The sequence below is a fragment of the Parabacteroides sp. APC149_11_2_Y6 genome, assembly GCF_054506995.1.
The window spans coordinates 701,344-723,274 of sequence record NZ_CP173709.1 but is presented as its reverse complement, the minus strand read 5'-3'; the positions used below and the strand labels follow the sequence as shown (position 1 = coordinate 723,274).

Here is a 21,931-nt window from a genome sequence, read left to right as displayed (position 1 = left end):
CATATTTCGAAACTTACACATAAAAATCTAACGTAAAACAGACTCAGTTATGAAAATCAGGAAAGATGGCTTCGATTACAAATCAGTGCCTCGTTATTTCGCGCATTGCTTCAATGACCAATGCCCGAAAACAAATGATTGCCTACGCCGTTTAGCTGCTATAAACAATACACCGGACAGAAGTTTCATCACGATTGTGAATCCGGCATGTTTCCTTTCAAATGGGCACACCTGCCCCCATTTCAAACCACAGTCAAAAAGCCATATGGCATGGGGTATCACCCATTTACTTGATAATGTCCCCCACAAAGATGCCACAGAACTCAGGAACGAAATGATTAACCATTTCAACAAATCCCTCTACTATCGTTTTTACCGGAAAGAACATGCGCTTTCGCCCGACGACCAACGTTACATCTTACAGCTTTTCAAAGAAAAGGGAATCACCGAAGAGCCAGTCTACGATTACTATACCGACGAATATAACTGGTAAAAAAAACAATAGCCCCCTGGTCTGTAAAAGTTCCTACTCACATATTAAAAGTTTCAACAGCATAAAACAAAAAGTTTCAGCCGATGAAACTATAAGTTCCACACGTTGAAACAAAAAGTTTCAGCCTTTGAAACAAAGAGTTTCAAAACAGAAAAAAAAATTGAAACTAGATTTAATTCAGATTAGCATCTCCGGCTTTTCAAACAAACAAGAAGAAGGGTGTAGCAGCAACCTGTAATATCGGTTTTGCTACACTCTTCTATCGGTAATACCAGTCTTTAAAAATCTTTATTCAGGCATAAGAAAGCATCACTGCATTTAACGCCGGAATTTTAAGAACGATTTTTCCTGCGGAAACTTTTACTCCTTTATAATCCTGTGGCAGATTATGTAACCTGACACCTTTCAGACTTTTCACATCCAGGGATATTTCCTGTTCATAGGGCAGATAATTGATAAAAATCTGGGCTTTTGAACCATTATCAAGTTGCCAGTTAGACATAAAAACAGAATCAAAGTTTATCGTTTTATCGGTAGTAGTTGTCATTGGGACATTTTGCAAACCGCTAACCGGTAGCGGTTTCAACATCCTGCCCTCAATTAAATATTCTTTTCCGACACCTTTTCTCCATGCACTCAGATTACGAATAAGTGCCCGGATGTCTTGTTGATTCGGCTTTTCCTCTTCCCACGAAGCCCCCCATGAAGTAATAACGTCACCCTTATCATCTATCACGACCGTCATCAAGTCGCCGGCACAAAAACTATGTGCCAGCCGCTGCAAATAATTATACGGATTCTTATCCAGCTTTACGGTCCAGCTCACCCCAACCTGGTTTCCCATAAAATTATTGATATATTCATGATAAACAAAGGCATATGCAGGCACCGGCGCCCCGATACTGAGATTCAGATTGAACCGGTTGTCGTTAAATAAAAGATAAGGGATAAAACCTTCCGCCGCAGCACTTTCACAACCTATCAACGGTTTATTGGGCATCGACTTTAAGACAGGTTCCACTTTCTCATAAATTTTTCTCATCGCCTCAACCTGCCAGAGACCGGGTCCGTAACCATGACCATGATTTGTACCATAACACATATAGCAGTTTCCTCCATGATTCTGGTCGAAATACTGAATATAATCGGTATTGCTCTCTACTATTTTTGTAATCTGGTCTACAACCACATCTTCCACAAACTGATTTGCCGGACACATATCATATCCGATACGTTGTGCATGTGGTCCTGCACAGGTTCCGTTATTTGCCAATGTTCCATCAGGAGCCACTTTCATTATTCCGGAAAGATGCATCTTATTGTATTCGTCATATTTATTATAGGTCGTATCCGTATTACTACGCAACGTATAACCGATACCACTGGCATACAAACCGACCAGATTTCCCTGTTTATGCAACGCATCAACGAAAGCAAGATATTTATCTTCGCCACCGAACGGAGGCCATACATAAGGGGGCGCCCAGGGAGCCGAGCCTTCCCAGTGCATCAACAATGCCATTATCTTGTTATCAAAATCTTGATTCAATTTATTGATAACTTTGATTCCCTCGACATACGGATACATCCCGTTAGGGGTCATATCTCCCAAATCCTTTTTTCCTCTGACCGGGTAGGATACAATGACAGGAGATTCAAAATACCATTCAGGTAGCATCTCATTCTCTTTTATTTTCGGAGGTACCGGCATACCGGAAGATCCACGCCAGTCCCGGTATATGGAAGATGCGTCATACCAATCCCCGTCGAAAACACCTAATACCATATCATAAGGCATCGTATACCGCCCTTTAGCCGCCCCGCCTGTAAACAACCGGAAGTTCAGTTTGATCCGATTTTCCGCAACCCGGAAGAACTCTATGCCTTTCGGATTACATTGTTCATCGTGCGCCGCCATATACAATCCGCCCTGACTGGTATAATAGGCCATATATTGCATCTGGGTAGCCGTAGGATATATGCCGCCACACCCCATGTAAGGAAATTCTATAGGTGCATATCTGAAGCCTCCTCTTTCCCTTACCTCCATATCTTCTATCAGGCACCCTTCGTTTCCCGGCCAGAAGATACGGCTGGAACCGCCATTCCCTACCAAATCATTACGAACCGTTACATTAGGGAAATCGATATGTTCAAGTGTATAAGGACTTTTATTATCCACTGATATATTCCAGCAGATAAGCGGAGAAGAGTCGTCCGTTCTGATAGAAACAGCGGCATCCATATAACTACCCGGAAAATCAGAGAATAGAATCTTTATGACATTCCTTTCGTGTTCCACACTGACTTTCCCGGCCTGCAACGCATTATATTCATGCACTTTCCCTGAATCTGCCTGATGCCTGAACCGGACCGTAAAAAGAGGTTCCTTCCGATTTGCATCGGCTATCAGATTCATTCCGTTTTTTTCTATCGCTTTTATCGCGCCCGAACCGGAGTCCACAACCAATCGATAATAACGGTTCGAATAAACCATATCGTCTTTCGCTATACACGTACCCCAAAACAGGAACGCGAATAGAGTACTTATAATTAGTTTCATACAATAGCTTATTTTATATCAAAGTGGTTCTACTTTATTTTTAGATATCACTTAAGCGGCAACCAGGTACAAACACCGGAACCGTGCCATCCGTCGATGGATGCATAATCCGACATACGGATTTCCCCATCAGTAGTAGGAACTATAAACTCCAGATGTGTTCCAGGCTGCGAAGGCTGGACTTTCCGTATATTCACCAGACCGCCGGTATCTGAAACCACCCGCACTGGTTTATTATAATTGGAATCCTGATTTTCGTCCCTCGCAATCACAAGCGGTCCCCATTTTAATGCCTGAAAATTATATCCTGCCGGATTACTACCCTTTGGTGCATTTATAATCCGGCATTTCATATCGAACACTATTTCGACTTTATCATCCACATTCCACTCCCGCAAAATATCGAAATAGGCACCCGGTTTGACTTTGCCAAGTGTTTCCCCATTGACCTTAATAACTGTATTTTCACTCCATTCCGGAATACGCAGTTTCAAATTAAACTTCTCTTTTCCGGATGGATTTACATGTATCCGAACATTTCCGGATTCGGGAAAATCTGTGACTAATTGCAACTTCAACTCTTTGCCTCCGGGAGATTTCGCTGTAGCCGTACCGGCATTGTATAAATTCACGACAGGACCATCCGCAGCATTCATTACTGCAACAAACGGAATATATGCCAGGCCCATAGGACCGTTCAGATTACAACAGGTCACATGCAAATCATCGAATTTCCATCCCCAGCCATGCCCATTTACTTTAGGACCGTTCAAAAGATTAACATAGCTGAAACCATCACCGGTTGGTTTCATCGCCCCAATCAATCCGTTGTAGACATATTTTTCTATCTCATCCACTGTGGATGGATCGCCGGTAAGCCGTAACATCTGGCTACAGAACTTTATCCATGTGACACCTACACAGGTTTCCATCATACGTGAAATATCCGGATTTGTCTGTTCGATAGCGGTATTTCCCCAAGCCTCGCCCATTACCTGCGGATGATAAGGCTGATCCGAACCGCCGTTGCCAATGATTGTTATTTCTTTTTTCCTGACATTCTCATAAAAATTCAGCAATATTTGCTTAACCGTAGGATTTTCCGTCACACGGTAATATTCTACCAAACCTTCAAATAAGGATAACATTTCATACGCTTTCGGATAATGACCTGCCATTTTATAAGGTTCTACATTTTTAAGAGCCATTTCAAAAACATTATAATGTTTCGTTCCTCCCATTTCCACGATATAGGTTGCGAAATCCAGGTACCGCTGTTCGCCTGTCATCTTATATAAACGCATGAATGGTTCGAGCAATGTACTCGACTCAATATGGCAGGGTTCATGCCCGATATTCGTAGCACTCCATCCTATATCTACTATTTCCGTTTTGGGAGCATGTCCTATGATGGAGATAATATTATCCGCCTGCTTTTTCAACGCATCAAGCACCAATGGAGACGGATTTACCCAATCATAATATTCTTCAAGCCCCAACATCACATACTTTCGTTCCCACAGTTCACTCTCCTCCGGTTGATTCTCAATCTCGACACAACTGATACTACCGTTTTCACGCTGGGTGGAAAGGATGTCTTTCACTGTTTCATCTATAATCGCTTTTAATTCCTCATCTTGTGTATAACGATAAAACATACAGGCCGAACGAACGGCTTTGCCCCACATTTCCCCTAAAGCAAACTGAGGTCTCCCTGTTCTGAAAAAACCGACCAACCGGTCATAAGGGATAACCCCTTTGTTCCAGTGTTCAATCGAGTTTTCTATATAATTGTCCAGATAACCGTTTAACTGAACACATTTCGGAGGAAGCGGCTCGAATACATCCTTGCTTTTTTGCGTCCTGTTATCCTGACAAGACAAAAGACTAAAAGCGACTACAGCTAAAATTATTTTTTTTACCATATGATTTTTTCTGATAAAAAATTACCAATTTCTTACCAACCCGGATTCTGCTCCAGATTCGGATTCAATGTTAATTCATCCTGTGGGATAGAATACAAATAATCTTGTTTTTCCCGGAACTTATAACCTTTAGGCAGCAAGTCTGCCCAATAATCGATAAGTCCGTTTCCGTCTAATGCCGGAGAATATTCCGGAAACTCACTTTTATCGAACGGATATCCTTTAGGTCTCTTATCTTTAAACAGTTTATGAGCAGCCCAACGCATAAGGTCTTCTTCCCGATGTCCTTCAAATGCCATTTCCACACGTCTCTCCCTTCGAATTTCATATAAAGCATCTGATACGGGATAACCATAATCGATACGATTCGGGTCTGTAGCCTGTGCATTAACTGTAAAGTCCGGCATTCCAACCCGTTTGCGAAGCAAATTAAGTTGTTCGGTAACTATGGTTCCGTCCAATTCATATTTTGCCTCTGCATAGTTCAACAATACCTCTCCATATCTGAAAATAATATAACCGGTCTGGGATGTATGGTTTGCCGGATCTCCTGCTCCCTGGGAAGACGGATTAGATGTTTTCTTAGGCTGGAATCCGGTCTGGCATAGCCAGTTCAACCCTTCGTTCAAATCCGGACGGCTAAAATATTTGTTAAACGCTACACTCATCAAATCACCGGGTATCCAGATTGTAAAACTCAATCTCGGGTCACAGTCCGTTGCTATCTTTGTCAGGAATTTATTTCCTTTATTAGCAGAGCTGGCATCCAGATAATTATAAGGCTTGCCGTCTTTTCCCAAATAAGAAGATACCAGGTCCCAAGTTGCCCCCTTCGATGTATTCCTTTCCGTAACATAATGTTGTGTCAGGTTCGTCAATCCGTCCGCCATATTAAAAGCACGATATAACAATACCTCATTGATAGCAGACATATTATCAAATCCAAATAGATTATAGTAATCCTTATCCGGATTTCCCGTATTATAAATACCTGCTGTATAATCTCCCCGTATCAATTCTTCGGCAGCATCCACACATTGGCGGAAATACTTATCCGGATCGGCACCTTTTGTTCCGAAATCATCGCCGGCATGATATTTCTGCCAACTTCCTTCATACAAAGCGACACGTGTTTTAAATGCTAAAGCAGTCTCTTTATTTATCCGGAGATTGCCTACTGCCGAACGGACATTCAAATATTCTATGGCTCTATCCAAATCAGCTAAAATACTATCTGCAATTAATATACGCGAATCTCTCGGGCGCATCAGCCCTTCTTCGTCGTCAATATCCAAAGCGCTTGAATACCAAGGCAAGTCCCCATACTTCTTTAACAAGCCAAAATAGTACCATGCCCTGAGAAAGTGCGCCTCCCCTACATAATGCTTATACTGGTCGAACGGGTCTTTACACTTTCCATAATTATCAAAGAATATATTGACATTGCGTATATTAGTCCATTCGCCAATCCAGTTTCCGGTAGTTGGCGTACGTTGTCCATGCAGAATAACACTCAAATTCTGGTAAACCAAATCATCTGAATTTCCGGCATCGAACTGAACCATTTCGGAACCTACCAAACCCGGATAAAACTGAACTATATAATTTTCCAGATCATTGGAAGCATGCCAATAATCGTCCGTACTAATTTTATCAAGCGGAGACAAATCAATAAAACCTTCACACGAACTCAAAGTGAATCCCGTTAAAATGAAGAATATATATATTGTTATCTTTTTCATATCTATTCTATTTTATTATCATGTAAGTTTAATAGGAAACAGTTATACCAAAAGAACATACCCGGTCTGCACCATAAGTCAGATTTGCATTATTGGGTATTTCAGGATCCACACCATTCGGGAGTGAAGTAAACGTGAGCAAATTGTCGCCTGAAAAATAGATTCTGACTTTTTCGAGCTTTATTTTTGACGTCCACTTTTTAGGGAACGTATATCCCAGTTGGATATTCTGCATTCTTATATAAGCTGCATTTGCCAGATACCTTGTGTTAGGATGGCTGTAGTTCTTATCTATTTCCGTCCCGTTCAAATAAGGCCTCGGCCAAAATGCATCCGTATTTATATTGGCGTCACCTTCATACAGGCCGACATATTTAGTACCCGGTTCATCCCTGAAATAGTCTAAATTCCGGGGTTGCAGGTTTCCTTCCCACCACATAGAATGGAATCCCCAATACAGGTTGGCATCCGAATTAAAGAAGACATCCCTTTTCATCACACCGGACCATAACATGGAGAAATCCAATCCTTTATAGCTAAATCCAGGCATAATGCCAAAAATATAATGGGGCTGGTCGTTTCCAATAACAGACAAGTCGCCATGGTCTGAAACCGTATTCTTCCCATTGTTCACTTTATCATTATTATCGGTATCTTCAAACTTTACATCCCCCGTACGCCAGGTCGCACCAAGGAAAGAAAGGTCTTTCTTCGACAAATAATCGTCCAATTCAGCTTGGGTGCGGAATAAATCATGAACCGTATATCCCCAAATATCGCCAACTTCCTGTCCTTCGTACCAGGTGGAAAGTGTTCCGGTCGGATTATTGTATTTCGTAACTACAGACCTGTAATCAGATAGATTCAGATTTACGAAATAAGAAAAGTCCTTATTGATAGTATGCTTCCAGTTTAAAGAGATTTCCCAACCGCGTGTCCGTAACGTAGCATTATTCATTTTCGGGGCGTTCGCACCTAATACACCCGGCTTACTTTCCGAAGGTCCTACCATATCGGTTGTCCTTCTCTCGAATAAGTCTACAGTAGCTTGCAATCTATTATCGAAAAACGAAGTCTCCAGTCCCAGATTGGTTGTAGTTGCCGTTTCCCAGGTTAAATGCCTATTCACAATCTCCGGAGCAGTCGTGTATCCGATTCTTCTTCCTCCGGTAGGTTCAAATATCCAGTTCAACTTTCCTGTTTGCAAAGGGATAAGTGAAAGGTCGGTGTAAGGATTTACATTTTGGTTGCCTAACTGCCCCCATGAGGCTTTAATTTTCAGTGTATTTACATAAGGCTGGACATGCTTCCAAAAAGACTCCCTGTGTACGCTCCATCCAATGGAAGCCGACGGGAAAAATCCCCATCTGTTTCCCTGTCTGAATACATACGAACCATCATAACGCATATTGGTTTCCAGCAAGTATTTTTCCTTATAGTTATAGTTTATACGTCCGAAATAGCCCTGCGTTGCATTATGTCCCAAAATATCACTAAGCGTAATCGCACCGGTTGCCGTTTGGAATGCAGGAATATCTTCTACGATAAGATTGGTTTTATATGCAGAAATCTGGTCATTCATACCTTTTTCCAATTGCATACCTGCCATCACCGAGAAGTTATGTTCGTTCTTTATATTGAACGTATAGGTCGTATATATATTAGTATTCCAGTAATAATTGTCATATTTCTGCTTCGTCAGGTTATTCGGATTTGTTTCCGCTGCTGCGTAAGGCTTATTATCAACAGTATAAGCAATCGCTTCCCGGTGCAGATTGGATGTATTATAAGACTGGGTGTTATATGCAAAATCCACATTAATCTTCCATCCTTTCAACGGTCTTATCTCTGCTCTCAAATTATTCCAGTAATCAAGATTCTTGCTGGTTTCTGTTCCGGACAAAACAAAAGGCAACATAGACGCGCGTGAAATATTTCCCCAACCATCGTAAAGCGGAGAGAATGGGTAGAGCCAGCGAGTCACATATTTAAAGGTATTGGTATAATCCGCACCATTCCAATGGCTGCTACGTTCCCTATATTTTTGTGAAAAACGGGTTTCCCAACTGACATCAAAGAAATCCGTAATGGCAATATTCATCTTTCCCAACAAATTAAAGCGGCGGAACACATCTTTTCCATAATTCAATACGCCTTTCTGGTCCAGATAACCTCCGGAGAAATAATAAGAAGCTTTCTCCGTTCCTCCCTGTATCGATACATCATGCTTTTGGTTTACACTGCTCCCGAAAAGAATATCCCACCAGTCGTTATCCGCATAATTCAGGTTGGCACTATCCCATGTATCTCCATTCGGATAAGCACCGGATGTTATATCTGCTCCTGCCGGATAATTAGGCATAAGTCTCCTTAGTTCATCCCAGTCGCCATTCTGGAAAGCAATGATACGGTCGATAGCCGATTCGCTCATCGGTGCTCCGCCTAAATTACGTCCTGCTTCATTCTGCACACGGGAATAGGTATATGAGTCGAGAGATTTCGGTAATTTCTGTGGCGAATTAATCATCATCATCCCTGAATAGGTTATGCTCATTTTCTCACTTTTCTTTCCGCTTTTTGTTGTGATAAGAATTACGCCGTAGGGAGCACGTGAACCGTAAATAGCTGAAGCGGCAGCATCTTTCAATACGGAAATGGATTCAACATCTTCCGGATTTACCAGATTCATATCGCCCGGAAAACCATCTATCAGGATATAAGGACTACCACCGTTCAACGAGCCGATACCTCTAATAGAAACATCCATATCCGCTCCGGGCTGGAATCCTGCCGAATTCAATGAAAAATTCATACTGGGAGCTAATCCGCGGATCGATTGCGACAGATTACCGGATGAGCGTTGCGACAGGCTTTCTTTATTGATTACATCGACAGCCCCGGTCAGGTTCTCTTTCTTCTGTGTTCCATAACCCACAACAACAACTTCTTCCAAGGCTTCCGTATCTTCATGAAGAACGATATCCATTGTTTGCTGATTTTTTACGGAAACTTCCCTGGCCTCATATCCAATGTAAGAAATTACCAAAACAGCATGATCCGATACTGTCAAATTAAAATCTCCGTCTACATTTGTGATCGTTCCATTTGTTGTCCCTTTCTCCACGACATTGGCTCCTATAACCGGACTCCCGTATTCATCCTTAATGTTTCCTGAGATTTTTCTTTTCCCTTGCTGTGGCATTCCATCCGGAGATGATTCCGATAGGACAATGTAATTATCCGTAAATTCATATTTCAGCTTCCTACCGCTTAATACTTCATCCAGAATCTCTGAAACTTTTGCTTTTTTCTTGCTCAATGTAACATTGAAGTTCGAACGGATCTCGCTTGTGCTGTAAATAATCAGATAATCGGTCTGTTGCTCTATTTCTTTAAACAGTTCTTCTATCGAAAGATTATTTGACCGGAACTCAACTATCACATTCTGTGCCTCACCTTTTACAGCAAACAGATGGGAGGCAAACACTAATATAAGTAGAAAGGTCATTTTCATAACTCTGAATGCTTTTTTGCTTTTTTTGTGGCACACTATATGCGTTAACAAAGAATTTATTTTCATACCTTTGCTTTATTAAGTAAATACTATTTTTAATCTCAATGGGTTTACTTGTCAAATCGGTAGGTGCGGGAACATCTGCCGATTTCTCTTTTTATACTTTTCACGGACTCATAGGCTTTTCTGTTTTAAGTGTTAACAACTAATGATTCGATTTTATCACTTGGATAATGTGATTTGGTTCAGTTCTTCATTCTTCTCTATTTTAAATTTATGTATTTTCTGTATCACTTGAAGGATGGTTAAGATGCCATCTCGCTGGCGGAATTTACCGACATATTCATAATCTAAAATCTCCGGATCTTTCACATTGATTTTTACATCGTAATATAATTCCAGCTTCTCAATAATACTACCCAGTTTTTGTTTTTTGAATGTGTAAAGTCCCTCACGCCAAAGCAACATATCCGGGTCCATTTCCTTTAGTTCAAGTTTATATCCATTCTGGACTAAACATTGTCCCGGAGACAATATTTTTCCAGTGGATTCCATATCCGGAAAATAGGTTTTCACTGAACCTTTTTGCAAATACACTTCCGTATATCCGGCTGCCGGATAGGAAGATACATTAAATTCGGTACCCAATGCTTTTACATCGATCGTAGATGTAGAAACGATAAAAGGGACCTGTTTATTCGGTGCCACAACAAAGAACCCTTCTCCTGAAAGGGAAACTCTCCGTTCATTTGTAAAAGTAGAAGGATAAGTAAGTCTTGAACCGGCATTCAACCACACTTTTGAGCCATCCGGCAATGTCAGTTCGGCACGTTGGCCAGGCGGCACATAGAGTTCTTGCTGCATGGCAATCGCTTCCGGTTTCATATGGTAGGAATAATAATACAATGACACTATCCAGGAAGAGAGTATCGCGATGATGAATATAGCGGCATACCGTCCCCAACGTTGGATAAAGAATCTTCTTTTCTGCCGTTCTACAAGCCGTTTAAATTGTTTGTATTTTGCTCTTCCAAGTGATATATCCGCTGCAGCACTTTGCAATCCCATTAAACTGTACAGCTGCTGATATGCTATCATACGGGATTTTAATGTGGAATCATGACAGGCTTCTTTTAATAGAGATTCTTCCTCTGCTCTTTCCAACTCTCCCTGATAATATTTGATGATTCGTTCGTCCACTTCTCTTTTCTTTTTATTAAGTAAACGAACAGGCTAAAAGAATCCCCTAAAAGATTTTTATATTTCTTTTGAAAACGATTAAAAAAGGAAAATCAGTAATGGCAGATAGTCCTTCAATTCTTCTTTCAACTTTTTATAAGCAATTGTCATTTGGCTTTCTACGGTTTTCACCGAGATACATAATTCATCGGCTATCTCCTTTTGTTTTTTCCCTTCCAACTTATTCTTTATAAAGATTTCACGGCAACGCTCCGGTAAAGAGTCAAGGGCTTTCTGAATTATTTTTTCCAATTTTCGTTCCGAGCCCCAATCCGTATCAAAAGATTCCAACGAATCAAATTTCATCTGAAGGGATAAAGAGAACTCTTCCTGCATTTTTTTAGCGGCTTCCTGTTCCAACAGTTTATGCCGAAGATAATCGATGCATTTATTCTTCACAGCCGTAAACAGATAGGCAACCCTGTTTATCTGGTCATTTAATAAAGATTGTTTCTGGTAGAGATCCAGAAAAACATCTTGTGTAATATTTTCAGCGTCTTCTTCCGAGAGTACATATTCCCGTGCAAAACACTTCGCACGTGAATACCATGTTATGTAAAAATGCTCAAAATCCATCCTTTTCCATCTTTATCCTGCCCCGCAAATATAATCCAATTTTGCGATAACCGGCAAAACTGTTGATTGTAAGTGGAAATTAAAACCAGAACGACTCTTCCCTTGTTATACAAGAAAGCTAAATGATATTATCCCAACAAGAACATGAGAAAGGTTGTCGCAATAATTATTCCGATATTGATATGTTTCTTTGTCGGATTGACTGCAAGTTATTTTCAGGCAGATGCTATTAAAACATGGTACCCGCTTCTCAATAAACCGGCTCTAACACCTCCAAATATAGTATTTCCGATTGCGTGGAGCATTATCTACCTCTGTATTGGAATATCTATCGGAATAATATCAGTCTCTGACTCAATAAAGAGAAAGACATTGATCAGGCTTTTTGGTATCCAGTTAATTTTCAATTTTGCATGGAGTATCCTATTTTTCTATTTACAAAATCCTTTATTAGGATTCATCGATATTCTTATACTCGACATATGTGTGACAATGTATGCGATTAAGAGCTATCCAATCAAAAAAGTCAGCTCTTTCTTATTCCTGCCTTATTTACTTTGGATTTATTTTGCAACATATTTGAATGGGTACATCTTACTAAATAATTAAGAGAATGTGTTTTATTTACATTGATTTTTGAATTTACTCAACATAATCCATTAGAATTAAATTCCCTCAGGATTTCGGTATGATCCCATTTTACCAGTAAATTTGCCAGTACAAAATTAAACCCCTCTGTAATTTTTTTATTTACAGAGGGGTTTAATTTTAATTTGTGATTCCGGAGCGATTCGAACGCTCGACCCACGCCTTAGAAGGGCGTTGCTCTATCCAGCTGAGCTACGGAACCATCCTTATTTGCGGTGCAAAGGTAGCATTTTTATTTAATTATGCAAAGACTTCATATCTTTTTTTATCAGAACGGATAACCAACGGCGAAATGCCAAGCGAAATTGTCCTTGAAATTCGGGGACAGGATAGCCCAGCGGTCTCTACCCGAACGCTGAGGATCGTATGCTTTCATACCGGTATCGAAACGAACCAGGAAGAAATCGAAGTCCAGACGAAGACCCAGTCCGTATGAAACAGCTATCTCTTTATAAAAACGGGAAAAATCAAAATTACCATTCGGGCGATCTTCATATTTATGGAATGTCCAGACATTGCCTGCATCAATAAACGCAGCCATTTCGAATTTCCAGAATAACTTTGTTCGATATTCCACATTCAAATCCAAACGGATATCACCAATCTGCTGGGCAAATGATTTAACTGAATCTATCGGCATGCCACCCGGTCCGAGTGAACGTACAGACCAGCCTCTCACACTGTTTGCCCCACCGGAAAAATAACTACGTTCGAAAGGTAACATTTTTGAATTTCCATACGGAAATCCTACACCTATCCCAATATGGTAAGCGATATGGTTACGGCTATCCAGAACAATTCGCTTACTGAAATCCGCATCTCCTTTTATAAACTGGGAGTAATTGATACCAAAAAATTTATAACGTCCTTCTGCATCTTTTTCAGAACCTGTCATCTTAGATAATGCATACAACAAGTTTCCGGCCATCTCAAAAGAAAAACGCATAGAATGTGTATTCCTGAGCCGGTTTTCCGGATTGTAAGAATTAAACGAATAAGTATACCCCGCACCAACAATAAACTGGTCGGTAAAATTGTACAGTAATGTAGATTCCGGCAATGTAGACTTAAATGTAGAATCTATATTAGGCAATTGTACATAATCCACATCCAGCAATTTAAAGACATGGCGTGCCTGCGAATTACTCCTATCCTGCCATATATAACTCCATCCCCCGGAAAGAATGGCACGCTGAAATTCCGGACGCGTCTGAAAACTATAACTAAGTTTTAATTCAGTTGTCGCCCTGAGCCTGCGCTTAAAATTATCAGTAACAAATGGAAATAAAAACCGGGGGAATAAAATAGAAGTCTCGGCCCCCAACTCCCAATAACTGCTCGTTTGCTTGGATAAAGCCTCAAAAGCCCCCCTGATTTTTGCTGAGAAAACTTCGGAACCTTTAAATATATTACGATGCTGATAATTCAAACTGGAAGCAAATCCCAAATCACCGGCAGAGTTAGTTCCTTCAACATCTACCCCGAATCCTTGCAATTTTGCTGGGGATGTGAGAATTGTACAATTTAGTTTCATTGTATCATTCTCCTCGATTTCCGAAAAACGGATATTTACATTCCTCAAAGACCTCAATGTTGAAAAGGCCGAATAAGTCTGTTCCACACTCCGGTCATTATATAATTTTCCAGGAGTGATAAAATTACTTCTTCTCAACACATTCGGACGAATGGAATGCCCTCTTTTACCGTACAAGATCTTTACGCCGCTTTTATTATCTACCGTATCACGCACAAAGGATGCATCTTCATCCAACGTCAGCGGGTCATAATCCGTTACTATTGCTACATCTTTGATATAATAAGGACGGTGTAAAGTATCCGCAATGGTTCCATCCTGTTGTTGAAGCCGGTAAGGCTTGAGAAGCATATAAAGATTAACGATATTACGATTAAAAGAGCTATCCGCAACATAAGACAGGTAATCCCGGTTAAATGCATAATATCCGCGTCTACGCAATAATGTAGTGATACGTTGCCGCTCTTTATCCAGCACATCCCGGTCAAACAGTGCACTGTCTTTTATCAGCGAAGTATAATCATCCGAATAAGTACGGAATGCAGATGATAACATAGAGCGGTGCGGGGGCTTCATTCTGGCAATACTGTCAATTACCGGATCATCCAATGACATTCTATAATGATTAATCCGGTAAGGTTCATTCGGTACTATATTGTACGTTACGACAGCTTTCTTATGCCTGGATGTATCAATCGAAGCAGAGACTTCTGCATTGACATAGCCTTTATTGATGCAAAAACGTTGAAGTTCGTTAACCGACTGGTCTACCAACAAAGTATCGAGTATAACAGGAGGTTCACCTATCCTTCGAAGCTGTTTGTTTATCCATCTCTTTTCATTTTTTCCGGACCAATCATAGACAAAAAGCTGCCATTTCATCAAGCCGAACACTTTAAAGTTCGGTTGTTGCCGCAAATAAGGTTTTACGTCGGATGTTTTAAAGACTTTACCTTTCGTTTCTATCTCTACCTTATCCAACAAATATTCCCCGTCGCCAACAAACTTTGTCGAACTACAGGCTGCCAGTATCCATGCAAGACTTATGAAATATAATATACGGAGGTTTCCCTTCATTCTTCGAGCTTTTACGCACGCAAATGTAGTTGAAATTAAATAAATTCCTGTACATTTGTTTTGTAAAAAGAACAAATATGCTAAGTAAAGCTAAAGTAAAATATATCCGTTCGCTTGAACTTAAAAAATACAGAAACGAAGAAAATGCCTTCGTAGCAGAAGGGAATAAATTAGTTGCCGACATGATGAACGCCTTCGAATGTGAACTTTTAGTAGCTAAACCATCATGGATGGCTACCCAAGGCGACATCCCGGCAAAAGAATTGCTTGTAGCAGAAGAAGATGATATCCGGAAAGCCAGTTTCCTGAAAAATCCCCAGGATGTATTAGCCGTATTTAAGTATCCGACATGGAAACTGGAAGACGTACATCCCGAAACATCCCTTGTCCTTGCTTTGGATGGCATACAAGATCCCGGAAATTTAGGCACAATTATCCGGTTGGCTGACTGGTTTGGCATCGAGCACATCGTTTGCAGCCAAGATACAGCCGATGTATTCGGCCCCAAAACGGTACAGGCAACAATGGGAGCTTTAGCGCATGTCAACGTACATTATACCCAACTGAAGGAATATCTCAAAAAGCAGTCACAACAAGGTATCCCATTATTCGGGACTTTTTTGGATGGGGAAAATATGTATACCAAAGAATTATCCGGCAACGGTATTCTTATAATGGGAAATGAAGGCAACGGCATACGCCCTGAAATCGAAGCATTGATAAACGAGAAACTATATATTCCAAGTTTTCCGCCGGAAAGAGAAACCTCAGAGTCGCTTAATGTAGCCATTGCTACGGCTGTTGTCTGTGCAGAATTCCGCCGGCGGCAAGGAAATGCCGGTTAAAAGAAGGAGTTGTACCGAATCACCAGCCTCTATATCCAAAGAAAAACCGTTTTGTTTTAAGACATCGGATAGTATTACGGTGCGGGACTTTCCTGTCTCCCATTGGATAGAAACAGAGATTTTTTCCAAAGATTTCATTTCTTCACCACATGCGACTGGAACAAGTAGCCCATCATAAAATTCCGTACCTGCAATTTCCCCATCCAAAGGGAAAACACCAGTAAAAGCCCTCTGGTTATCCAGTTCGACATAATGCATACGATAAAGTTGCCGGTAATATGTATAATGTGAAGCTACCCGCCGCATCACTCGCTTTTGGTACTATCAGGTTTAGCTATTTCATCCAATCGCCCGTAGTTATATTTCATCAGGCTCAGGCTATCCACATATACTTTATAATAAGAAGCCGAATCTGCATTATTCATAAAGATATGTCCATAAACACTTTTCACCCGCTTGGTTGGAAGACTCTTTACGATCGTTTCATAATAACCGTCCTTCGATATTTTCTTATTCACAGTTATAGTTGTATCTCCCTGGAATACACTTAAACGAACCTCCGGTTTATATTTCCATTTTTCGTTAATACCCCAGACATTCATACCAAGAACAAACGCACTTCCCGAAGAATAACTGGTTTTAGGCTCCACATTAAATGCAACTCCATTAAAAATAGCATCCGGTTCTAAAGTCAGGAACCTGCGGCGTGGCCATATATCTATTGAATCTTCTTTATCGACAGTTACATTAATCTGTACGTCACCAAGAGCCTTCTGACGTTTGTTCAATTCGGCAAGTACACGGTCGCATACCCCCATATAAATATCCAGATTGCGGCCATACCAAACCAAAGAAGAATCATAAACAGCTTCCGTTATCTCATGCTTTTGGAAAACAGACTGGAACACGGCTTTTTTATGAGCTTCGTCCGGGAATTTATCCGGATACTGATAAATCATGGCTTCTGCCAATTGCATATCAATCAGCACGGACTGCATATCCTTCTCCGACAGAAGCCCGCCGGGAACTTTACTACAAGCCACCGCTATCATACCCAAAAATATGACAAAACCATATTTATGCAGCCAATTCCGCATACTATTATTTTTTATTTTCTGATTTAGAAAGACTTTCCGATAAAGTGTGACGGTAAAATATCAGTAACAAAAACACACCCACACAAATAGCAGAATCTGCCAAATTAAAAATAGGACGGAAAAATTCGAAATCCTGTCCGCCCCAAATGGGCAACCAATCCGGTAGAGTAGTTTTAATTAAAGGAAAATAAAACATATCCACCACTTTTCCATGCAACCAGGGTGCATATCCTCCACCTTCTGGCATAAAGGTTGCTACCTGACCAAAACTATGATTGAATACGACACCATAAAAGATTGAATCTATTATATTTCCGATAGCTCCGGCAAATATCAGTGCAACACAGGCTATAAAACCAAATTTATAATTGTCTTTCACCAATTTGTAAAGATAATAACCGATAAACCCTACTGCAATAATACGGAAAACGGACAAAAATAATTTTCCTATTACTTCAATGCCGAACGCCATACCTGGATTCTCCGTGAAATAAATATAGAACCACGAAGTTATTTCCTTGTATTCGTGTAATTGCATATGGGTCTTCACCCATATTTTCAAAACTTGGTCAAGAAGAAGGAGCAGCATTACAATTAACACTGCTCCCCAACCTTTGGAATATTTCATTTACTTAGCGCCTCCTTGTTTAGCTTCAATACTCAAAGTTGCATGAGGTACCGCACGTAGTCTTTCTTTTGGAATCAACTTACCCGTTTCACGGCAGATACCATACGTTTTATTTTCAATGCGAATCAAAGCCGCCTGTAAATTCTGAATAAACTTCATCTGGCGCTGTGCCAGACGGCCTGCTTCCTCTTTTGATAAAGTAGCAGCACCTTCTTCCAAAACCTTAAATGTAGGAGATGTATCAGCCACGTCGTTACCATCCGAATTAGTTACACCGGACCTCAACAAATCATAATCTTTTTTCGCTTTATCCAGCTTCTCTAATATTATGGTGCGAAACTCCTCGAGTTCAGCATCCGAATATCTCGTTTTCTCTGCCATGGTTTTTTAAATTAATAATAATTAATCAACAATGAAGAATGAAGAACAAACTAATGTTAATAACCTTCACTTGAAGGCAAATATAGTGCATTTCTTGAATTATTCACTCCTCATCATTAATTATTCATTCTATATTCATACTTTTTCGATACGGACTGAAAGTTTAAAATCTTCAAAATCCAGCTCCGTTGCATCGCTAATCGCTTCTTCTTCAATCTCAACACTTACAGCCAGCACCTGGTTTGCTATGTATGAACCGAAATCCTTGATTGCTTCATCCATTTCGTCCGAAGAAAGAACAGTTACCGCAATTTTATCCGTAATATCGTATCCGTTGCTCTTACGCAGGTTCTGGATACGGTTTACCAATTCACGTGCCAAACCTTCTTTTTTCAATTCATCCGTTACAGTAATATCCAATGCGACTGTCAAGCGTCCCTGATTTGCTACCAGCCAGCCCGGTATGTCTTCTGAGATGATCTCAACGTCCGCCAATTCTACAACAGCCTCTTGACCTTCAATGTTCAAAGAGAATGAGCCTGCTTTTTCAAAAGCATTGATATCATCCTGACTCATAGACTGAATAGCAGCAGCAAGGCTCTTCATTATTTTCCCGTAACGCGGGCCTAATTTCTTAAAGTCCGGTTTGATTCTCTTCACCAGGATACCTGCGGAATTACCGACAAACTTCAAGTCTTTCACATTCACCTCATTCAAAATCAAAGCCTTCACTGCTTCGATACTTTCCTGTTGGTGTGCATCCAGAACCGGAACCATTATCGTCTGTAGCGGCTGACGCACCTTAATATTTACCTTACGGCGCAAAGCCAGTACCATAGAAGAGATATCCTGTGCAATCTGCATACGTTCTTCCAGATCCTTATCTATCATATCCTCATGACAAACAGGGAAATCAGACAAGTGAACAGATTCTACATTTTCGCGTCCGGTAACAGCAATCAAATCCAAGAACAACTGGTCTGCATAGAACGGGGCGATAGGAGCCATCAGTTTGGCTACCGTTTCCAGGCAAGTATATAAAGTCTGGTAAGCAGAAAGCTTATCGGTAGTCATACCTCCACCCCAGAAACGACGGCGGTTCAGGCGTACATACCAGTTACTCAGGTTGTCGTTCACAAAATCAGAGATAGCACGTCCCGCACGAGTCGGTTCGTATGCTTCCAGATAACTGTCCACATCCTTTACCAGAGTATTCAGCAATGACAGAATCCAACGGTCGATTTCAGGACGTTCCGCCCATGCAATATCTGCTTCGGAATAATTAAATCCGTCCACATTAGCATACAGCGAGAAGAATGAATACGTATTATATAATGTACCGAAGAATTTACGACGAACTTCCTCAATACCATCTATATCAAATTTGATATTATCCCACGGAGAAGCATTCGTAATCATATACCAACGCAACGGGTCGGAACCGTGTTGCTCGATTGTTGAGAACGGGTCGACAGCATTACCCAGACGTTTGGACATTTTATTACCATTCTTATCCAACACCAGACCATTGGAAACAACAGCTTTATAAGCAACGCTATCGAATACCATTGTTGCCAGTGCATGCAATGTGAAGAACCATCCACGCGTCTGGTCCACACCTTCGGCAATGAAATCGGCAGGATAAACCTCACGGTTGTCTAAAACTTCCTTGTTTTCAAACGGATAATGTATCTGTGCATAAGGCATAGCACCTGAATCGAACCAAACATCGATAAGGTCCGTTTCACGCTTCATCGGCTTTCCGTTCTCGGATACGAGAATTATATCGTCCACATAAGGACGGTGCAAATCGATCTTTTCGTAGTTTTCCTGCGTATATTCACCCGGATGGAAGCCTTTATAAGGATTGGATTCCATCAGTCCGGCTTTAACAGCCTTTTCGATTTCATTATACAATTCTTCTACGGAACCTATACACTTTTCTTCGCTACCGTCTTCTGTACGCCAGATAGGAAGCGGAGTTCCCCAATAGCGGCTACGGCTCAGATTCCAGTCTTGCAGGTTTTCCAGCCATTTGCCGAAACGTCCCGTACCGGTACTCTGAGGTTTCCAGTTAATTGTATTATTCAGTTCAATCATCCGTTCGCGACAAGCAGTTGTACGGATAAACCAGCTATCCAGCGGATAATACAATACGGGCTTGTCCGTACGCCAGCAGTGAGGATAATTATGAACATGCTTTTCGATACGGAATACACGGTTCTGTGCTTTCAGCATCATACAGATTTCCACATCCAGTGTTTCGTCTTTTTCGCCTTTTGTCGGATCGTAAGCATTCTTTACGAACTTACCCTGCCACGGATCATAATCAGCAGCATTCATACAAGTTTGTACATATTCCGGATCCAGATCTTCCAATAAATAGAATTTACCGGTCATATCAACCATCGGACGGCGTAATCCGTCTTTATCCACCATCATCAACGGAGGTATACCGCTTGCTTTTGCAACCCGGTCGTCATCCGCACCAAATGTCGGAGCGATATGTACAATACCTGTACCATCTTCAACAGTTACATAATCGCCGGTGATAACACGGAAAGCACCTTCTCCCGGATTTACCCATGGAATCAGCTGCTCGTAATGCATACCTGCCAATTCCGGACCTTTCCACTCGCCAACAACTTTAAACGGAATCAATTTATCGCCCGGTTTATAATCGGACAAAGCCAAATCAGCCGCTTTCGGATTGAAATGAGCATTCAACAGGTCTTTTGCCAATACAACAGTCATCGGCATACCTGTATATGAATTGTAAGTCTGGACAGCTACATAAGAGATATTCGGACCCACACAAAGAGCGGTATTGGAAGGTAATGTCCAAGGCGTAGTCGTCCATGCCAGGAAGAACGGTTCCCCGAACTCTGTCATTTCCGGTTTCGGATCCAATATGCGGAACTGCGCCGTACAAGTCGTATCCTTCACATCCCGGTAACAACCCGGCTGGTTCAACTCGTGTGTACTCAACCCAGTACCAGCAGCCGGCGAATACGGCTGAATCGTGTATCCCTTATACAGTAAACCTTTCTTATATAATTCTTTCAGCAAATACCATAAAGTTTCGATATAGCGGTTATCATAAGTGATATACGGATTTTCCATATCCACCCAGTAACCCATTTTCTGTGTAAGGTCTTCCCATTCTTTGGTAAACTTCATCACATCCTTACGGCATGCTGCATTATATTCGGCAACGGATATCTTTTTGCCGATATCTTCTTTCGTAATACCCAATGCTTTTTCAACACCCAGTTCAACCGGAAGCCCATGTGTATCCCATCCGGCTTTACGGTTCACCAGATAACCTTTCATCGTTTTGTAACGGCAGAAAATATCCTTAATCGAACGGGCAATAACATGGTGAATGCCAGGCATACCATTTGCGGAAGGAGGACCTTCGTAAAACACAAACGATGGATGTCCTTTGCGGATTTCAAGACTCTTGTGGAAGATGTCGCCATCCTGCCATTTCTTCAGCACCTCTTTATTGACATTCGATAAGTCAAATTTAGAGTATTCGGCAAATTTTTTACTCATATCGCGTTATATTTATCTTTCTTCTAAAAATGTTGCAAAGGTAGTGATTTTATTCAAAATAGACAAAGCGGTAAAGAATTGACAGTTGACATGTGACAGTTGACAGTTATT

14 protein-coding genes and 1 tRNA gene are annotated in these 21,931 nt (G+C 41.0%); 3 read left to right on the top strand and 12 right to left on the bottom strand.

Features of this window, described 5'->3' with window-relative positions; all coding sequences use genetic code 11:
- Window positions 1–49 precede the first annotated feature (49 nt).
- Window positions 50–493, top strand: coding sequence for a DUF6078 family protein (locus tag ACGE0T_RS02980; protein ID WP_459189055.1), 444 nt, complete (start codon window positions 50–52; stop codon window positions 491–493).
- Window positions 494–785: 292 nt separating this feature from the next.
- On the opposite strand, the gene ACGE0T_RS02975 is transcribed toward ACGE0T_RS02980, so the two are convergent.
- From ACGE0T_RS02975 to ACGE0T_RS02950, 6 genes are all read right to left on the bottom strand, one after another.
- Window positions 786–3,056, bottom strand: a complete 2,271-nt coding sequence (locus ACGE0T_RS02975) for a DUF6259 domain-containing protein (protein ID WP_459189054.1) — start codon at window positions 3,054–3,056, stop codon at window positions 786–788.
- A gap of 47 nt (window positions 3,057–3,103) precedes the next feature.
- Window positions 3,104–4,981: a glycoside hydrolase family 127 protein gene (locus tag ACGE0T_RS02970; RefSeq protein WP_459189053.1), complete on the bottom strand. Its 1,878-nt coding sequence runs from the start codon at window positions 4,979–4,981 to the stop codon at window positions 3,104–3,106.
- Between the two features lie 32 nt (window positions 4,982–5,013).
- Window positions 5,014–6,723 carry a RagB/SusD family nutrient uptake outer membrane protein gene (locus ACGE0T_RS02965; RefSeq protein WP_459189052.1) on the bottom strand — a complete coding sequence of 570 codons (1,710 nt, stop codon included), beginning with the start codon at window positions 6,721–6,723 and terminating at the stop codon, window positions 5,014–5,016.
- Window positions 6,724–6,751: 28 nt separating this feature from the next.
- On the bottom strand, window positions 6,752–10,237 hold the full coding sequence (locus ACGE0T_RS02960) for a TonB-dependent receptor (protein ID WP_459189051.1): 3,486 nt from the start codon (window positions 10,235–10,237) through the stop codon (window positions 6,752–6,754).
- Window positions 10,238–10,459: 222 nt separating this feature from the next.
- A complete protein-coding gene (locus tag ACGE0T_RS02955; protein WP_459189050.1) occupies window positions 10,460–11,437 on the bottom strand; it encodes a FecR family protein in 978 nt (325 codons plus the stop codon).
- A 78-nt stretch (window positions 11,438–11,515) separates the two neighbouring features.
- Window positions 11,516–12,052, bottom strand: coding sequence for an RNA polymerase sigma-70 factor (locus tag ACGE0T_RS02950; protein WP_459189049.1), 537 nt, complete (start codon window positions 12,050–12,052; stop codon window positions 11,516–11,518).
- Window positions 12,053–12,196: 144 nt separating this feature from the next.
- Here ACGE0T_RS02950 and ACGE0T_RS02945 point away from each other — a divergent pair, with 144 nt between their 5' ends.
- Window positions 12,197–12,661 (top strand): TspO/MBR family protein, encoded by a 465-nt coding sequence (locus ACGE0T_RS02945; RefSeq protein ID WP_459189048.1) that lies wholly within the window; start codon window positions 12,197–12,199, stop codon window positions 12,659–12,661.
- Between the two features lie 167 nt (window positions 12,662–12,828).
- Here ACGE0T_RS02945 and ACGE0T_RS02940 read toward each other — a convergent pair.
- Window positions 12,829–12,902 (bottom strand) — tRNA-Arg (locus tag ACGE0T_RS02940).
- A 66-nt stretch (window positions 12,903–12,968) separates the two neighbouring features.
- Window positions 12,969–15,311 carry a translocation and assembly module lipoprotein TamL gene (gene tamL / locus ACGE0T_RS02935; protein ID WP_459189047.1) on the bottom strand — a complete coding sequence of 781 codons (2,343 nt, stop codon included), beginning with the start codon at window positions 15,309–15,311 and terminating at the stop codon, window positions 12,969–12,971.
- A 77-nt stretch (window positions 15,312–15,388) separates the two neighbouring features.
- Here tamL and ACGE0T_RS02930 point away from each other — a divergent pair, with 77 nt between their 5' ends.
- Window positions 15,389–16,156, top strand: a complete 768-nt coding sequence (locus ACGE0T_RS02930; RefSeq protein WP_459189046.1) for a TrmH family RNA methyltransferase — start codon at window positions 15,389–15,391, stop codon at window positions 16,154–16,156.
- A gap of 305 nt (window positions 16,157–16,461) precedes the next feature.
- On the opposite strand, the gene ACGE0T_RS02925 is transcribed toward ACGE0T_RS02930, so the two are convergent.
- From ACGE0T_RS02925 to ileS, 4 genes are all read right to left on the bottom strand, one after another.
- The gene (locus tag ACGE0T_RS02925) at window positions 16,462–17,253 is read right to left on the bottom strand and encodes a DUF4296 domain-containing protein (RefSeq protein WP_459189045.1); all 792 of its coding nucleotides are present in this window, start codon (window positions 17,251–17,253) and stop codon (window positions 16,462–16,464) included.
- Between the two features lie 4 nt (window positions 17,254–17,257).
- Window positions 17,258–17,881, bottom strand: coding sequence for a lipoprotein signal peptidase (locus ACGE0T_RS02920; RefSeq protein WP_459189044.1), 624 nt, complete (start codon window positions 17,879–17,881; stop codon window positions 17,258–17,260).
- The gene (locus ACGE0T_RS02915) at window positions 17,882–18,262 is read right to left on the bottom strand and encodes a TraR/DksA family transcriptional regulator (protein ID WP_459189043.1); all 381 of its coding nucleotides are present in this window, start codon (window positions 18,260–18,262) and stop codon (window positions 17,882–17,884) included.
- 135 nt (window positions 18,263–18,397) lie between these two features.
- Window positions 18,398–21,820 (bottom strand): isoleucine--tRNA ligase, encoded by a 3,423-nt coding sequence (gene ileS, locus ACGE0T_RS02910; protein WP_459189042.1) that lies wholly within the window; start codon window positions 21,818–21,820, stop codon window positions 18,398–18,400.
- Window positions 21,821–21,931: the final 111 nt, after the last annotated feature.

Bases quoted from the DNA above. Each gene is read 5' to 3' on its own strand.
- ACGE0T_RS02970 (WP_459189053.1), bottom strand. From the start codon at position 4,981: ATGGTAAAAAAAATAATTTTAGCTGTAGTCGCTTTTAGTCTTTTGTCT.
- tamL (WP_459189047.1), bottom strand. From the start codon at position 15,311: ATGAAGGGAAACCTCCGTATATTATATTTCATAAGTCTTGCATGGATA.
- ACGE0T_RS02980 (WP_459189055.1), top strand. From the start codon at position 50: ATGAAAATCAGGAAAGATGGCTTCGATTACAAATCAGTGCCTCGTTAT.
- ACGE0T_RS02915 (WP_459189043.1), bottom strand. From the start codon at position 18,262: ATGGCAGAGAAAACGAGATATTCGGATGCTGAACTCGAGGAGTTTCGC.
- ACGE0T_RS02960 (WP_459189051.1), bottom strand. From the start codon at position 10,237: ATGAAAATGACCTTTCTACTTATATTAGTGTTTGCCTCCCATCTGTTT.
- ACGE0T_RS02945 (WP_459189048.1), top strand. From the start codon at position 12,197: ATGAGAAAGGTTGTCGCAATAATTATTCCGATATTGATATGTTTCTTT.
- ACGE0T_RS02950 (WP_459189049.1), bottom strand. From the start codon at position 12,052: ATGGATTTTGAGCATTTTTACATAACATGGTATTCACGTGCGAAGTGT.
- ACGE0T_RS02975 (WP_459189054.1), bottom strand. From the start codon at position 3,056: ATGAAACTAATTATAAGTACTCTATTCGCGTTCCTGTTTTGGGGTACG.
- ACGE0T_RS02965 (WP_459189052.1), bottom strand. From the start codon at position 6,723: ATGAAAAAGATAACAATATATATATTCTTCATTTTAACGGGATTCACT.
- ACGE0T_RS02925 (WP_459189045.1), bottom strand. From the start codon at position 17,253: ATGCGGAATTGGCTGCATAAATATGGTTTTGTCATATTTTTGGGTATG.
- ACGE0T_RS02930 (WP_459189046.1), top strand. From the start codon at position 15,389: ATGCTAAGTAAAGCTAAAGTAAAATATATCCGTTCGCTTGAACTTAAA.
- ileS (WP_459189042.1), bottom strand. From the start codon at position 21,820: ATGAGTAAAAAATTTGCCGAATACTCTAAATTTGACTTATCGAATGTC.
- ACGE0T_RS02920 (WP_459189044.1), bottom strand. From the start codon at position 17,881: ATGAAATATTCCAAAGGTTGGGGAGCAGTGTTAATTGTAATGCTGCTC.